13 protein-coding genes are annotated in these 16,009 nt (G+C 65.9%); 7 read left to right on the top strand and 6 right to left on the bottom strand.

The window, feature by feature from the left end:
- Positions 1-4 precede the first annotated feature (4 nt).
- Both G3446_RS05795 and G3446_RS05800 read left to right on the top strand, forming a co-directional pair.
- On the top strand, positions 5-3,319 hold the full coding sequence (locus G3446_RS05795; RefSeq protein WP_164451613.1) for an efflux RND transporter permease subunit: 3,315 nt from the start codon (positions 5-7) through the stop codon (positions 3,317-3,319).
- 131 nt (positions 3,320-3,450) lie between these two features.
- A complete protein-coding gene (locus G3446_RS05800; protein ID WP_164451615.1) occupies positions 3,451-3,825 on the top strand; it encodes a copper-binding protein in 375 nt (124 codons plus the stop codon).
- A gap of 1,192 nt (positions 3,826-5,017) precedes the next feature.
- Here the strand turns inward: G3446_RS05800 and G3446_RS05805 are convergent.
- From G3446_RS05805 to G3446_RS05815, 3 genes are all read right to left on the bottom strand, one after another.
- Entirely contained in the window at positions 5,018-6,187 is a 1,170-nt protein-coding gene (locus tag G3446_RS05805; RefSeq protein WP_164451617.1) for a M20 aminoacylase family protein, read from the bottom strand.
- Between the two features lie 271 nt (positions 6,188-6,458).
- A complete protein-coding gene (locus G3446_RS05810; protein WP_164451619.1) occupies positions 6,459-7,247 on the bottom strand; it encodes a DUF2189 domain-containing protein in 789 nt (262 codons plus the stop codon).
- A gap of 327 nt (positions 7,248-7,574) precedes the next feature.
- A complete protein-coding gene (locus tag G3446_RS05815; protein WP_164451621.1) occupies positions 7,575-8,537 on the bottom strand; it encodes a 2-hydroxyacid dehydrogenase in 963 nt (320 codons plus the stop codon).
- A 238-nt stretch (positions 8,538-8,775) separates the two neighbouring features.
- Between G3446_RS05815 and G3446_RS05820 the strand changes: the two genes are divergently transcribed.
- A complete protein-coding gene (locus G3446_RS05820; RefSeq protein ID WP_164451623.1) occupies positions 8,776-9,396 on the top strand; it encodes a hypothetical protein in 621 nt (206 codons plus the stop codon).
- A 201-nt stretch (positions 9,397-9,597) separates the two neighbouring features.
- Here G3446_RS05820 and G3446_RS05825 read toward each other — a convergent pair whose 3' ends face one another.
- Together G3446_RS05825 and G3446_RS05830 are read right to left on the bottom strand one after the other, a co-directional pair.
- Positions 9,598-11,118 (bottom strand): ATP-binding protein, encoded by a 1,521-nt coding sequence (locus G3446_RS05825; protein WP_164451625.1) that lies wholly within the window; start codon positions 11,116-11,118, stop codon positions 9,598-9,600.
- Positions 11,111-11,842, bottom strand: coding sequence for a response regulator (locus G3446_RS05830; RefSeq protein WP_164451627.1), 732 nt, complete (start codon positions 11,840-11,842; stop codon positions 11,111-11,113). The genes G3446_RS05825 and G3446_RS05830 overlap by 8 nt, the downstream gene beginning before the upstream one ends.
- A gap of 229 nt (positions 11,843-12,071) precedes the next feature.
- Here G3446_RS05830 and G3446_RS05835 point away from each other — a divergent pair, with 229 nt between their 5' ends.
- Both G3446_RS05835 and G3446_RS05840 read left to right on the top strand, forming a co-directional pair.
- Complete coding sequence (locus G3446_RS05835) at positions 12,072-12,791, top strand: DUF4405 domain-containing protein (protein ID WP_164451629.1); 720 nt, start codon at positions 12,072-12,074, stop codon at positions 12,789-12,791.
- A 41-nt stretch (positions 12,792-12,832) separates the two neighbouring features.
- Positions 12,833-13,399, top strand: a complete 567-nt coding sequence (locus G3446_RS05840; protein ID WP_164451632.1) for a Uma2 family endonuclease — start codon at positions 12,833-12,835, stop codon at positions 13,397-13,399.
- A gap of 307 nt (positions 13,400-13,706) precedes the next feature.
- Here G3446_RS05840 and G3446_RS05845 read toward each other — a convergent pair whose 3' ends face one another.
- The gene (locus G3446_RS05845) at positions 13,707-14,738 is read right to left on the bottom strand and encodes a GNAT family N-acetyltransferase (RefSeq protein ID WP_164451634.1); all 1,032 of its coding nucleotides are present in this window, start codon (positions 14,736-14,738) and stop codon (positions 13,707-13,709) included.
- Positions 14,739-15,093: 355 nt separating this feature from the next.
- On the opposite strand from G3446_RS05845, the gene G3446_RS05850 reads away from it, so the two are divergent.
- Together G3446_RS05850 and G3446_RS05855 are read left to right on the top strand one after the other, a co-directional pair.
- Positions 15,094-15,582, top strand: a complete 489-nt coding sequence (locus tag G3446_RS05850) for a DUF4405 domain-containing protein (protein WP_164451636.1) — start codon at positions 15,094-15,096, stop codon at positions 15,580-15,582.
- An 82-nt stretch (positions 15,583-15,664) separates the two neighbouring features.
- A complete protein-coding gene (locus G3446_RS05855; protein ID WP_209262291.1) occupies positions 15,665-15,916 on the top strand; it encodes a cytochrome b in 252 nt (83 codons plus the stop codon).
- The last annotated feature ends 93 nt before the right edge of the window (positions 15,917-16,009 follow it).

Consider the following 16,009-nt stretch of genomic DNA (forward strand, 5'->3'; position numbering starts at 1 on the left):
GCCCATGGACAAGGTTATCGACTGGTCGATCCGCAACCGCTTCCTGGTCCTGCTCGCCACCCTCGTCCTCACCGGCTGGGGTCTCCTGTCCGTCCGGCAGACGCCCCTGGATGCCATTCCGGATCTCTCGGACGTCCAGGTCATCATCCGCACCAGCTTTCCCGGCCAATCGCCGCGGGTGGTCGAGGACCAGGTCACCTATCCCATCACCACCACCATGCTCTCGGTCCCTGGGGCGCAGACGGTGCGCGGCTATTCCTTCTTTGGCGACTCCTACGTCTATGTCATCTTCGAGGACGGCACGGACCTCTATTGGGCGCGGTCTCGGGTGCTGGAGTACCTGAGCCAGGCGGCCTCGCGCCTGCCCGCGGGGGTGAGCCCCCGGCTGGGGCCGGACGCCACCGGGGTCGGCTGGGTCTTCAGCTACGCCCTGGTCGACCGCAGCGGCCGGCACGATCTGGCCGAGCTGCGCAGCCTCCAGGACTGGTTCCTCAAGTTCGAGCTGCAGACCGTCCCCGGCGTCGCGGAAGTCGCCACCGTCGGCGGCATGGTGCGTCAGTACCAGGTCGTCGCCGATCCCGAGAAGCTGCGCGCCTACGGCATCCCGCTGGCCAGGCTCTCGAGCGCCATCCGCAACGCCAATCAGGAGGTCGGCGGCTCGGTGGTGGAGCTGGCGGAGGCCGAGTACATGATCCGCAGTCGCGGCTATCTCCAATCGGTCGCCGACATCGAGACCATTCCGGTGGAGGTGACCGCGGAGGGTACGCCCATCCTGCTGCGCGACCTGGCGCGGGTGCAGATCGGCCCCGAGATGCGCCGCGCGGTCGCGGACCTGGACGGCGAGGGCGAGGTGGCCGGCGGCATCGTGGTGATGCGCTATGGCGAGAACGCGCTCGCCACCATCGCGGCGGTCAAGGACAGGCTCGACCAGCTCGCCCAGGGGCTGCCCGAGGGCGTCGAGATCGTCCCGACCTATGACCGCTCGGCCTTGATCCTGCGCGCGGTGGACAACCTCAAGGAAAAGCTGGTCGAGGAATTCGTCGTCGTCGCCCTGGTCTGCCTGCTCTTCCTCTTCCACCTGCGCTCCGCCTTCGTCGCCATCGTCAGCCTGCCGCTCGGGATCCTGGCCGCCTTCATTGTCATGCGGTACCAGGGCATCAACGCCAACATCATGTCGCTGGGCGGGATCGCCATCGCCATCGGGGCCATGGTGGATGCCGCCATCGTCATGATCGAGAACGCCCACAAGCACCTGGAGCGCTATCGCGAGACCCATGGCGAGCCGCCGCGCGGCGAGGCGCACTGGGGCGTCATCGCCCAGGCCACCCGGGAGGTGGGACCGGCGCTCTTCTTCTCGCTGCTCATCATCACCCTGAGCTTCCTGCCGGTGTTCGCCCTGGAGGCGCAGGAGGGACGGCTGTTCGCCCCGCTCGCCTACACCAAGACCTATGCCATGGCCGCGGCGGCGGGGCTCTCGGTCACTCTGGTGCCTGTGCTCATGGGCTATTTCATTCGCGGCCGCATCCCGAGCGAGGAGAAGAACCCCCTGAGCCGGCTGCTGATCTGGGTCTATCGGCCGCTCTTGCGCGGCGTGCTGGCGGCGCCGCGGACGACGATTCTCGCCTCGCTGCTGATCGTGCTGAGCTTGCTGGTCCCGCTCTACGGGGTCGCTGGTCTGCTCACGCCCTTGAAGTGGCCCTTCCAAGCCGCCGGACTGGTCACAGGCGGCGCGGTCGGCTCGGCGGCGACGGAGCGCATCGGGCACTGGCAGGACGGGCTGACAGACGGCTGGGAGCGCATGACGCAGGAGCTGCCGGGCCTGCGGCGGCTCGGCGCCGGTCTGGGCTCCGAGTTCATGCCCGAGCTCGACGAGGGCGACCTCATGTACATGCCGACGACCTTGCCGGGGCTCTCCATCGGCAAGGCGCAGGCGCTGCTGCAGCAGACCGACCGCATGATTGCATCCCTGCCCGAGGTCGAGCGCGTCTTCGGCAAGATCGGCCGGGCCGACACGGCGACGGATCCGGCGCCCCTGACCATGATCGAGACGCTGATTCAGCTCAAGCCGCGCGACCAATGGCGCCCCGGCCTGACGCTCGCGGGGCTGATCGACGAGCTGGACGCGACCCTGGATCTGCCGGGCGTGACCAACGCCTGGGTGATGCCCATCAAGACCCGCATCGACATGCTGGCGACCGGCATCAAGACCCCGGTCGGGATCAAGGTGGCCGGGCCGGACCTTGCGGTGATCGAGCGCATCGGCGAAGACATCGAGCGGGCATTGCAGGAAGTACCGGGCACCGCCTCGGCCTTCTCCGAGCGCGTGGCGGGCGGGCGCTATATCGAGATCCAACCGGACCGGGTCGCGGCGGCGCGGGTCGGGCTCAACATCGCGGACATCAACCAGGTGGTCGCGGCCGCCGTCGGGGGCGTCAATGTCACCGAGACGGTGGAGGGACTGGAGCGCTACCCGGTCAATCTGCGCTTTCCGCGTGAGGAGCGCGACGACGTGCAGAAGCTGCGCGCGCTGCCGATCGTGACCCCGACCGGCGCCCAGGTCCCGCTGGGGCAGATCGCCGCAGTCGAGATCGTCGACGGCCCGCCTATGCTCAAGAGCGAGAACGCGCGCCTCAACGGCTGGACCTTCGTCGACATCCGCGGCGTGGACGTCGGCCGCTATGTCGATACCGCCCAGGCCCGGGTGCGCGAGCAGGTGCAGCTCCCGCCCGGCTATTCCATCACCTGGTCCGGTCAGTATGAGTACATGCTGCGCGTCAAGGAGCGCCTAACTCAGGTGATCCCCTTCACCCTGCTCATCATCTTCGTACTGCTCTACATGGTGTTCCGCCGGCTCGGACAGGTGTGGCTGGTGATGCTCTCGCTGCCCTTCGCCTTGGTGGGCGGCTTCTGGCTGATCGCCCTCTTGGGCTATCACCTCTCGGTCGCTGTGGCCGTGGGCTTCATCGCCCTGGCCGGGGTGGCGGTCGAGTTCGGGGTGGTGATGCTGGTGTACTTGGACAATGCGCTCGAGGACAGGCGTGCGCGTGGTGACCTGCGTCAGCTGACTGACCTGAAGGCGGCGATCATAGAAGGCGCCGTCATGCGGGTACGGCCCAAGGCGATGACGGTCGCGACCATCTTTGCCGGTCTGTTGCCCATCATGGTCGGCCAGGGGACGGGCTCCGAGGTGATGCGCCGCATCGCCGCGCCCATGATCGGCGGCATGGTGACGGCACCCCTGCTCAGCCTCTTCGTGATCCCGGCCATCTATCTGGTCTGGCGCAGGAAAGAGGTGAAACCGCAGAACCAGGCTGGATAGCCCGCTCCCAGGGGCTGCTGCGCGAGTGGCATCGCGGCCGTTGTGGCTGGATCTCTCGGCCGCATCTCACTGCGTGAGCCCCGCATCGAGGCTCGCGCGCACACAAGCAACGACAACCATCGAGGAAGCGGATGAAGACACAACCTCTACTCACGGCGCTCCTGAGCGCGGCTGCGCTCTGCACCCTCCCGACCCCGTCCTTCGCCATGGAGCCTGGCGGAATGACCGACCACAGCGCCATGGGCCACGGGGACATGACGCAGGCCGAGACGAGCGGCGCCACCCAAGGCAAGGGCGTCATCAATACCGTGGACGCCGCCGGGCGGTCCGTCAATATCACCCACGAGCCGATCCCCGCGTTGAGCTGGCCGACCATGACCATGGATCTCCCGGTCACCGAGGGCGTCGATCTGAGTGGCGTGAGCGCCGGAGACGCGGTCGACTTCGGCATCGAGCTCGGCAGCGACAACGTCTACCGGATTACCGAGATGAGCAGCGCCGACTGAAGTCGCGGGTCCGTCACCGCGAAAGCGCGGTTGGGCCTTGATCATCGGATCGACCAGTCGGTTCAATGGACATCGCGCGTCAGTCAGGTCGTGCCATGTGGGAGCGGCGCCCCGGCGCGACGGGCGCCCGATCGCGGCGAGGCGCCGCTCCCACCGACTGCGCGCCTGGGTCAATCGATGATCAAGGCCCGCAGCTGCCAGCTGTCTCCCGGACGCGAAGCGCGGCGAATCCGCGACCTGGTATCGGTCTCCGCGCAAATCCCAGTCCCAGTCCGCGATGGAGCCATCAGGGTCATTGAAGCGCGCCAAGCTGAAGACGCGATTGATGGGGACAGGTCCGTTGTCCGGTCCGAGAAGCTCGGTCATGGCGACAGGAGGCGTATTGTCGGGAGGCGGCTCGCTGCTGGGAATCAGACGTGCAGCCAATGGTTGATTCGCCGTCCCGCCGTGGTAGCCGCCGACCGCCCAGGCGTCGCAATCCCTTGTCTTGGCCAGGTCACGCCAAGAAATGGTGGCCGCCTCCGGCAGGTCGAATCGGGCGCCTTCGTCCCAGCTCGCGCCGTCCCAGGAGTAGACAGTGTCTCCCGCCGACAGGGAGTACGGCAGAGCCCAGGCGTCGCAGGGCCATCGATCGTCGCAGGGTCACCCGCGATCAACCCGGGCGATCGGATGACAAACGGCCGCCGAGCGCGGTTTATTCCCTGACCGGGAGAGGGATCTCGCGAGATTGCTGGCCTATCCGCCGGCCGCGCTGTTCGCACTGGCCATGGCCGTGGTCGCCTATAACGCCTGGGCGGCGGTCAAGGCGGCCCTGCGTCGGGTGCATGGAGCCGACACCATCGACGCCCAGGTCTCTGGCTATTACCTCGTCAACGAGATGGGCCGCGTGGCTGCTCGCCACCGCGCAACCTGTCCAACTGCGCAAGCATCGCAAGCATTCACGCGGACCCAAGACGCGCCCTCTGGCGCGCACGCAAGATCCGAGCAGACCCCATCTCTCCGTCGCGCGCTTGCTCGCACAACGCCAGACGGGAAGCAAGCGCTGAAGCACTCAATCGCGGATCGCGGGCGGCCTACCACGAAAGGTGACCTTCAAAGCCATGCCGCCCTGCATGCCTGAGCTGGTGGAGGAGCGGGTGATGAACGGCGACAGCACCGACGGGCGAGCTTCTGCCAGACAGGAAGGGTCGACTCAGTCCTCGGGTAGGGCCTTGCGCACCAGCTCCACCCAGTAGCGGACACCCACGCCGATGACAGCGTCGTTGAAGTCGTAGCCAGGATTGTGCAGCGCCCGGCCGTGGGCGCCCTGGGTACCGTTGCCGAGCATCACATAGGCGCCGGGGCAGGCGGCGAGCATCCAGCCGAAGTCCTCGGCACCCATGGTCGGCGGCAGGTCGCGGACGATCCGCTCGGACCCGACGACGCGCTCCATCGCACTCAACGCGACCGCGGCGGCAGCCTGGTCGTTGACCGTGGAGCGATACCGGCGCTCGTAGTCCAGCGTGACCACGACCTCGTGGGCCGCCGCAATCCCGTCGGCCATGCGGCGCATACCCTGCTCAATACCCTGTCGCACCGCCTCGTCGAAGCTGCGCACCGTGCCGCCGAGCGTGACGCGGTCCGGGATCACGTTATCCGTGGTCCCACCCCGAATGCGCGTGACGCTGATGACGGCCGCGGCCAGGGGATCGCAGGAGCGGCTGACCAGGGTCTGCCAGGCGTTGACGATCTGGGCCGCGGCGACGATGGGATCGCGCGCGCGGTGGGGATAGGCGGCATGCCCACCGGTGCCGCAGATGCGCAGCTCGAAGAAGTCGGCGGATGCCATGACCGGGCCGGAGCGAACGCCCATGAAGCCGGCCTCGATGCCTGGCCAGTTGTGCAGGCCGAAGATGGCATCCATCGGGAAGCGCTCGAAGAGCCCTTCCTCGACCATGCGCTTGCCGCCTGCGAGGTTTTCCTCGGCGGGCTGAAAGACGAAGTGGCAGGTCCCGCGGAAACCGCCGTGCCGGGCTAGCCAGGTGGCGGCCCCGAGCAGCATGGCCGCGTGCCCGTCATGGCCGCAGGCATGCATCAGCCCCTCATGGCGCGAGGCATAGCCGAGCCCGGTCTGCTCGTCCAAAGGCAGGGCATCCATGTCCGCGCGTAGCCCGATGGTCCCGCCTTCGCCCCGACGCAGCGTACCCACAACCCCGGTGCCCGCGAGCCCCCTGTCGACCTCCAGCCCGAGGGCGGCGAGACGCTCAGCGACCAGGGCCGAGGTCCGCTCTTCACGGAAGGCGATCTCGGGGTGGGCATGCAGGTCCTGGCGCAGCGCGGCGAGCTCGGCGCACAGCGCCTCGAAGGCGAGTCGGTCGTTCATGCTGGGCGAGGGCCTTGAAGCCCGCCTTGGTCTCCACTTGCCTGAGCCTCCAACCGAGCCCTGGAGGCGTGCTGGGCTGGCTGGCGGGAGCGAATCCGATGCGATCGACGCTGAGGGTAGCGAGTGCGGTGGGGGCGGACAAGGCTCGGCCAGGCAACGGGCGATCCGGGCTGCCCTGCCCTCCTGCACGCGCTCGGCCAGGCAAGCGTGCTCTGCGGCTGCGCGGCCGACTTGCAACCTGCGAGCGCGGTCGTACCCTCGATGCCAGACCTCAAGACGGCCTCGGCACGAGATCTCGATAGGCGTGCCAGGTCGCATGCCCGGTCAAGGGCACGGCGATGAAGAGCCCGAGATAGAAGGTTAGAAGACCAGCCCCGACGATGGCGACCAGCAGCACGGCCCAGAGGAGCATCGGCAGCCAATTCTGGGCGACCGCCCGCACGCTGGTCCGCATGGCCGTGAAACCGTCCACGGGCCGGTCGATCAGCATGGGGATGGTGATGGCACTGACGCAGAATGCGCAGACGGCGAAGAAGGCCCCGACCAGGATGACGGCGATCACCAGAGGTATATGCTCACCCGACAAGACCACCGTCGGGATGAAGTTCTCCAAGGTCGGAAATGGATCCTGGAACAGCATGATAAAGAGAAAGACCGAGGCCAGGATCCACAGCTGCATGATGATCAGCAGGAACCCGGTCGCTATCCCGAGCTGGGCCTGATTGCGCTTGATCGCCTCCAGCGCCTGACAGTGCGCCAATGACTCGTTGCGCTCGAGATGGTCGCTCATCCGATAGAGTCCGATCGCGAGCAGGGGCGCCATCAGAAAGAAACCGGCGGTCAGAAAGGGCACCAGAAAACTGAGGTGACCGAGCAGGGTCACCAGAAAGATCGAAGCACTCAGGATGACGATGGCGGCACCGTATCTCAGGCTGTAGAGGGGGGCAGCACGAATATCCCCCCATCCCTTCTCCAACCATCGCCAGGGGTGGCTCAGCGTCACTCGGCTCACCAGTGGGTCACCCTGACTAAGTCCTTGCTGTCCGGTCATTTCGCTCATCGATGCCCTCCCGAATACCGGTTTGCGCCCGATTGTGATGCCGTCATTATCCTTCGCAATCTGCGGGGCTGAGCGCGCTTTTCAATGCGGCGGGATGCGTTTGGGCCGTCGCACGCGTCCCCCTGGTGGGATCTCGGCTCCCGCCGCAAGGCTCCGGCCAGAAAGCCTCGCCAGCGCCCGCTATAAGGAGGCGTTAGGGGACGCCGACGAGCTTGCCCCCGAAGCCCAGGCAGGGAGGTGGCGCTCGGCTCGCGCCTCCCCATGCGCCGTCTGCGATGGACTCTCGCCAAGCTTTCCTGGCACCAGCCTCCAAGGAGAGCTTCTGGCTTAAGCCACCCGATTGCGCTCCTCTCCCGCGATGAAGGCCGCGATGTTGGCCGCCACCTCGACCAAGACGCGCTGACGCGCCTCGCGGCTGGCCCAGGCGATGTGGGGCGTAACGATGAGGTTGGGGATGTCCGGCGCCAGCAGCGGGTTGCCCGCGCGCGGCGGCTCGGCGCTCAGGACGTCGACACCGGCGCCACCGATGGCGCCCTGGCGGAGTGCATCCGCCAGGGCCTGTTCGTCCAGGATGCCGCCGCGCGCCGTATTGATGATCAAGGCGTCAGGGCGCATCAGGCCCAGCTCGCGGGCGCCGATGAGACCACGCGTGCTGTCCGTCAGCGGGCAATGCAGGCTCAGCACGTCGACCCCTGGCAGCAGTGCCTTCAGCGGCAGCCGACCCTCCTGGGGTGGACCGCCGGGACGCTGGGCGGCGAGCACCCGCATGCCGAAGGCCTCGGCGACGCGACCAACCGCTTGCCCCAGCTCGCCGAAGCCGACGATGCCCAGGGTGCGCCCGGCGAGCTCGCGAATCGGATAGTCCATCAGACAGAAGCGGTCATGGCGCTGCCAGGCCCCTGCGGAGACGGCGCGCTGATAGTCCGGCAGGCGGGTGGTGAGCGCAAGGATCAAGGCGAAGACATGCTGCACGACCGCCGGCGTGGCATAGCACACGACATTGGTCACCGCGATGCCCAGCTCCCGGGCCGCCTCCAGGTCGACGTTGTTGGTCCCCGTAGCCGCGATGCAGATCAGCCGTAGCTCGCGAACGGCAGTCAGGGTCTCACGGTCCAGTACGACCTTGTTCGTCACCACGACCTGAGCCTGCCGGATACGCTCCAGCGTATCTGCAGGCTCGGTGTAGGCATGACGCTGCCAGTGGCCGCAGACCTGGTCTAGAGCAGATAGGTCGAGGTCGCCCTGGTCGATGGTGGACAGGTCCAACAGGACGGCGCTCCAAGGGGACATAGCAGGTCTCGCGAACGTGACTGAAGACTGGATGATAGTGGCCGGACAAGGCGGCATCTATCGCGACAGAGCGGCTGGGGAGCTGGCTTCTCCCCTCAGGCCTCCCCCTGAGATTGATAGCCCTTTCGGCAAAGTGCGCGTCGCACAACCCGCGAGATTGGCAGGTTTTACGTGAGTTGAAAGCTCGACGCCAAGGGCAACCTACTTAGGCCCGTACAACTAGAACAGAGAGTCCCGTATGCATCGCTTCCCGCAGGCTTCAGCTCGACTGGTTTTGTTTGTACTCGCCTTCCTCGTCGCTGGCTCCTCGATCGCCGTTGCAGGATCGAGCCCCGTCAACGGCCGGAATGTGGCCTTCGTTCAGTTCCAAGACGGGAGCATTGCCCAAACGGGCGGCCGCACCTGGGTCGAATACGGCAATAGCGGTGCGGCCAGATTCAGCTTTCAAGAAACGCATCGCGACGACTGGTCCGTTTACCTCAATGACTCCTCTCGCAACATACAGCTGCAATTGGACCTGCATCGCAAATGGGTCAGCTACGGTGAGGACGGTGGCCCCAAGAGAGATCTCTACAGGATAACGGATGCAAAGTCCGTCACAGGTCGAACCGTAACGAGCGTCCAGATGCAGAATGGAAAGCTCCTCAAGACGGGAGGGAGCGCCTGGTCCGAGTACGACGCCAATGGTAAGCGGGTCTACAACTTCCAAGAAACCGGCCGAGATGCCTGGTCGGTGTACTTGAACGACGCCTCGCGCAACGTGCAGCTGCAGCTGGATCTGCACCGCAAATGGGTCACCTACGGCGAGAGCGGCGGTCCCAAGCGAGATCTCTACAAGATCACATCGGCTGAGGGCTAGCCTGGGCCTGAAGCAAGGCATTAAGGAGCGAGGCGGCCACAGGATGGGTGTCCGCCTCCACACGCGGCCGCCTTCGAGAGCCTAGGATCTCCCCGCTACCTCGTCAGCTATTCCGCTCCGACTCTTGGCGAGAAGCCGATTCTGGGACTGGCCGGCGCACCCCTCCACGTCTCAGCGCCAGGGCCATTCCGGCGGTTACCATCACTCCGTTTCGGGCAGTCGAATCAGTCCCCGCAGGCCGCCCTCCGGCCGGTTGCTCAATCGCAGCGAACCCCCGTGGGCATGAACGATGGTCCGGGCGACGGACAGCCCAAGCCCTGTGCCACCCGTCTCGCGGCTGCGTGAGGCCTCGAGCCGAAAGAAAGGCTCCAAGACCTTCTCGAGATCTCCATCCGGGATCCCCGGCCCGTCGTCGTCGACCTGGATCACCCGGCCGCCTTCCGCTGCGTACAAGGTTACCCGCACCCTGCCGCCGTACTTGACCGCGTTGTCGATGAGGTTGGACAGCGCGCGCCTGAGCGAAACGGGCCGACATCGGGCGATGAGGCGCTCGGGACCTTCGTAGGCGACATCCCCGCCAAGATCCGCATGATCGTCCACCAGACTCTGCACCAACGCCGCTAGATCGGTCGAGCGCGTCGTCTCGTCGGCCGCCTCGTCACGCGCGAAGCTGAGCGTGGCGGAGAGGATGGCCTCCATCTCTTCCAGCGTCGCGAGCGTGCGCTCACGCATATCGGCGTCTTCGATGTACTCGGCGCGCAGCCGCAGGGTGGTGATGGGGGTGCGCAGGTCGTGCGACACCGCGGCCAGCAGGCGCGAGCGATCCTGGAGATGCTTGTGCAGGCGCTCCTGCATCAGGTTGATGGCGCGAATGGTCTCGCGGACCTCGCGTGGGCCGTGCTCGCGCAGGCGCGGCGGGTCTTCGCCGCGACCGAAGCGATTGGCTGCCTCGGCCAGGTCCGCCATAGAGCGCGCCATCTTGCGGGCGATCAAGAGGCCTGTGCCGATCACGGCCATCAGCAGCAGCCCCAACAGCTGCAGCGTCTTGCCGGCCCAGGGCGGCGGCTGGTCGATGCGGGTGGTACGGAAGTTGACCCAGTGGCCGTCGCGCAGGCGCGCGCAGATGACGATGGCCTTGACGTCATCCGTGCGGATGTCCTCGCGGAGCTGGCGGTCGTCCATGGGCGGCGGGGGCGGCGGCTCGTCGCGCACCAGGCGGTGATCATCCATGTCCCCGCTGTGACGGCCGTCCTGATGGAGCGGGTGGGCATTCGGCGGCAGCGCGAGCCGCTCCGTCTCGGCGCCGTCGTGATGCGCGTCGATCTCGACGCGGACGCGCAGCGATTCGCGATCCTTGATGCCGAGGGCGCTGCGCAGCTTGTGGTGGATGAGGTGCTCGACGGCATGGCCCCACGGCCGGCTGAGCCCCAGCTTGGGGGCATCTGTGATGCTGATCAGGTCCCCGGTGCGCGAGAAGCGCTCGATAATGCGCTCGCGCTCGGCCCCGTCCGTGTCCTGCAGCAGCCAGACCAGGGTGGTGACCTCATCGAGCAGATAGGCCAGATTGCGCTCCTCGAATCGGTCCTTGCGCTCGTCCTGGAGGATGAATCCGGCACCCAGGATGAGCATTAGGGACATGCCAACCAGGAGGGTCAGAATGCGGCCGGCTAGGGTATCCAGGCGCGCCGGCGGCCAGACCCGAGGAAACGGCGGGCTAGGCATCGCGCCGCTCGACCTTGGGGGCAAAGAGGTAGCCGTCGCCGCGGATGGTCTTGATGATCTGCGGGTCGCGCGACTGGTCCCCGAGCTTGCGTCTCAGGCGGCTCACCAGGGTGTCGATGGCGCGGTCGAAGGCCTTGGCGTCGCGGCCGCGGGCCAGGTCGAGAAGCTGATCGCGGCTCAGCACCCGGCCAGGCCGGGTGACGAACGCCATCAGCAAGGCAAACTCGGCCGTGCTGAGCGGCACCAGGGTCTGATCCGGGTCGATCAGCTCGCGGGCATCCGGCAGCAGGGTCCAGCCGAGGAAGCAGAGCCGCTCCGCCGCCTCCACGACGCCCTGATCATGATGGGTGCAGGTGCGGCGCATCACCGCCTTCATGCGGGCCAGCAGCTCGCGCGGGTTGAAGGGCTTCGGCAGATAGTCGTCCGCGCCCATCTCCAGGCCGACGATGCGGTCGGTCTCCTCGCCCATCGCCGTGAGCATGACGATCGGCAGTCCGGCGTGAGGCCCGGCCCGCAGGTTGCGGCAGAGCGTCAGGCCGTCCTCGCCCGGCATCATGAGGTCGAGGATAATGAGATCGATGGCCGCATCCGCCAGGACACGCCGCATCTCGGTGCCGTTCGCCGCCGTCGTCACCCGATAACCATGGTCGCCCAGATAGCGCTGCAACAGCTGCCGGATCTCGGCATGGTCATCGACGACAAGGATGTGTGGCTGTCTTTCCATTCGGCAGAGTGTAGAGCCTGGCGCGTGGCGCCGAGGCCCCTTTCGGTGACAATTCTTGTCCGCCTGGTCGGCTGTCACACAACGTCACAAATCGCGCCAACGCTTGGCAATGGCCGGACACATGCGCGCGGCGAAATCGTCGCCGTGGATTGCGCCGACCAGCGCCAGGGCCTTCCCGGGCCGACCGCGATCCGCACATCCTGCGACGCGCTGAAGGGAGGCGACCCCAATGACCAAACGAAACACCCGCCAATGGTCGACACCCGCCGTCATCGCGGCCGGCACCTTCATGGCCGTCTCCGGCCTGCTTCTGTTCTTCGGCGTTCATGGCCCGGTGAAGCTGGCCCACGAATGGATCGGCCTGGCCTTCGTCGTCTTCGTCGGCGTCCACGTCGCCACGCATTGGCCTGTCGTGAAGAGATATTTCTCGCAGCCGGCGGCGCTCGCCATCATCGGCGGCATCGCCATCGCGGCCTTCGGCCTGATGCTGCTCGCCCCCCCGCAAGACGGCGAGCAGGACCATGATCGGCGCCATGGAGACCGCCACGCCGTCCGATGGGACTCCGGCCTTGGAGCCACGATCGCGGCCTTGAATCCTAGCTCGGCGCAAGCGGATGCCATCCAGGCCATCCTCGACGAAGAAGCAAGCCGGGCCGCCGACTCCAGGTATCTGGCTTATCAGCAGTTGCTCGGGATCCTGAATACCGCGCAGCGCACCCGGCTGGCGGCGGTGATCCAGCAGCGTTTCGACCGCCAGCTCAACGAAGCGGCCTCGGCATCGAATCTCACCGCAGACCAAAAATCACAGCTCGGAGTACTCTGTGATGCTCGCAGACGAGCCCTTCGAGCCCAGCGCCTACCTGTCGACAGGGCGCTCACAGGCGGCCGCCGCAGAGCCATCAACTTCCCGCTTGGAGGCCATGCCTGCGATCGAGCACCTATGAGCTAAGATAACGGCCTGATCTCAAGGCTCTTACACGCGGGTTGCCCATGAGCCCACAAGCCGCAAGAAAGCTCTCAGTCTACGAGCAGTTGATGGCCCTGCCGGAAGGCTTGACCGGCGAGATCATCAACGGACAGCTGCGAGCACAGCCCCGTCCGTCCTGGGCTCATGGGCTAGCCGCCTCGCGACTGGGAGCCGATCTCGAAGGCCCCTATGGGCGAGGGCGCGGTGGTCCCGGAGGCTGGTGGATCATCGACGAGCCGGAGGTCCACCTCGTCCTCGATACCGAAGTGGTCGTCCCGGATATCGCAGGCTGGCGCCGGGAGCGCATGCCAATACCGCCGCAGGGTCACAAGATCCAGATCGTGCCAGACTGGATCTGCGAGATCTTTTCGCCGTCCTCGAAGAGTACGGAGCGCGAGGAAAAGATGCCGCTATACGCTCACTACGGTGTCCAGTTCGCTTGGCTCGTCGACCCGAAGACACGGACACTCGAGGCCTATGGGCTCGCCGGTGCGGTATGGCACCCGATTGGCGTCTTCCGAGACGACGATACGGTCACCGTCGCACCCATCGACGCCATCGTCATTCGGTTGGCGGATCTTTGGTGCTAGATCGGCTTGTGATCGGTCACTCGGGCGTCTTTCGCACGGATTGAGCCGCTATCTTGTTAACGCAGTCTTCCATGCTAGATAGCGCACCAGCTCCCCTGCATGCGGGTGAGAGGCAATGGCATCCGGGGACAGGATGCGCAGCTCGCGAACAGGACGCGCGGCCGCTGCACGCACAGCCGCGGAAACCTTCGGCCGCAGCTCGAATCCATCGGGTCTCAGCTGGACGGCGCTCAAAATCCCGACCATACAACGCACGGCCGCTCTCTCGCTTTCTTGACCGGAGCCGCAGGAAAGGCTCACGACGCCATTATCCTCGTCTGAAAACCCGCCGTATCCCTCCACTCAACAACTCAAACCTGCGTATGGGCTGCTGACGCTTCACACAGCTCAACGCCCAACGCTCTCTGCGCTCCGACATCCAGTCCTGCTTGTAGGCCTCGTTTCCGGTCAAGAAGTCGATCTCCTCGACCTGCTCGGTATCCATCACCTGCTCCATGAGATAGGCCGTCAGGATGGAGCCGACCGAGTAGTGTCGCCAGGTCTCATCATAGGCGAGCCTGAAGATGCTGGCTCTTCCGTGTTTGACGAGCCAAAGCTGAGCGGCGGCTGGCTTCCCCTTGATCGAGAGAACGGCAAGCCGCGACCAGCCCGACTTCGAGAAAGCGGTGACCATGCCGTCCAGGAAGTCCGAATACTGCTCATTGGCCTTCCAGCTGGCGCTGTAGACGGCATGGTAGTGGGGCATGGCCGGCGGGACCTCGTCACCAGAAAGGAGACGAATCTCATAGCCTTGCTCGCGCTGGAGCTTGCGCTTCTTGCGTTCGATGGTGTTGCGCAGTCTGGCAGGACGACTTGCCATGTACTCGCGATATGACTGGCCCCGGACGCTGTGCACCCAGTTGTAGAAACGGAAACTCTGGTGACAGGTGAATCCGGCGCTTTCCATGCTCGCACGCAAGGCGCCCAGTCCCACGTCGTTCTCGCAGACCGGCTCGAATAGGAAGGCGTCGAGGCCTGACGCGACCAAGCCCTGGACCAGGTAATCCAGAATCGCCTGCCGGTTCTCATCAGTAAGCAAGAGGCTGTAGAGCGAGGTGTAGCGGTGCTTGAGGGCATACCAGGTATCGCCGCCGCGCGTCATCAGGGGCAGGATCGCCAGCACCGAGTCTTGATCGACCACGCAGGCGAACAAGGCGGTCTCACCATCGCGCAGCCCCGTCTGGGTGAGGTTCTCGAGCCATGGACGCGAGAGGAACATGCTCTGCTTGTCGGCCTCCGCAAAAAGCGCGTCGGCAGTCTCTGGCAGCTCTTCCACGGCGTGGTAGGTCACGAGCTTCATGAGCGTTCCATCTGGGCAAGCCTTGTGGGTGGACAAGCGCAGCGCAGTCCACCAGCGCCGGCGCGGGGCACGTGGACTTCGCTGCGCTCGTCCAGCCTACGCGCTTGGCTGCAATTTGGATGTGGACATCGCGCTGGAGCGGCGGCCTTTCGATGGTATCGCCAAGTTTGGTGACAGCCTGTGTCGATTTTCGGCGCTGTCACAGAACGTCACAAAACCCGCCCTCTCTCGGCAAGTCCTGGACACATGGGAGCCGTTAAATAGCACCCATGGAACGCGGCGGCCCGCTCCGACGACTCGCTGGTCACCGCGGCTCCAACCGGCTTCACAATCGCATCGAGAGAGGTTCTACCCCATGATTCGTTTGAGCACCCGTCAATGGTCCACCCCAGCCGTCATCGCGGCCGGCGTCTTCATGTCCGTCTCCGGCGTACTGATGTTCTTCGGTATGCATGACCCGGTGACGCTGGCCCACGAATGGATCGGTCTGGCCTTCGCCGTCTTCGTCGTCTTTCACATCACCACGCATTGGCGGGGCTTCACCAGCTACTTCTCGCGGCGTGCGGCCCTCGGGATCATCGCGGTCGTGGCGCTGGCGACGGCATCGCTCATCGGGCTTTCCGCCACTCGAGAGGGCGGCAGCGTCAAGCATCAGATCTTTCAGACCTTCGAGCGCGCGCCCTTGACCGAGCTCTCGCCCCTGCTGGACCAGAGTGCCGAGAGCCTGGCCACCAAGCTGCAGGCCGGCGGCTTCAAGGTCGCCAGCACGGCGCAGTCGATCCAAGAGATCGCCTCGCGTAACGGCACCCAGCCCCCAGAGCTGATGCACGCCCTGTTCGAGTAGAGCCCTGCCAGGACACCGGTCAGCCCGCTGGCCGGCTTCTCCTCAATGCCTGTTTGCGTCCTTTGCGCCTTGCGGTTCAAGAATGGGTGGGCACGGCGTCGCCTTCTTCGGCCTGGAGCTGGTCCCGCCCAATCCGGATCCGACCAATCCCCAGGAGGTGATACCGCTCAACGCCGCACTGGCGCAGGTAGGGCAGGCGCTGCATGGCTGGGGCGGTAACCTGCTCGTCGGCGCCATTGTCTTGCCTGTGGTCGGTGCGCTGAAGCATCAGCTGATCGACAGGGATGCCACCTTGAGATGCCTGCTTGGCGACGCGCTGCGCGTAGCCGACTGAGCCCCAGCCCTCGACGGCGGCGCGGTCTCGCGCCGATTTGCCCGCGAGAGGGGCGACATGAGCAATCGAACCATCACCGTCGACGACCACGAC

Source organism: Thiorhodococcus minor (assembly GCF_010820565.1).
GTDB lineage: Bacteria > Pseudomonadota > Gammaproteobacteria > Chromatiales > Chromatiaceae > Thiorhodococcus > Thiorhodococcus minor.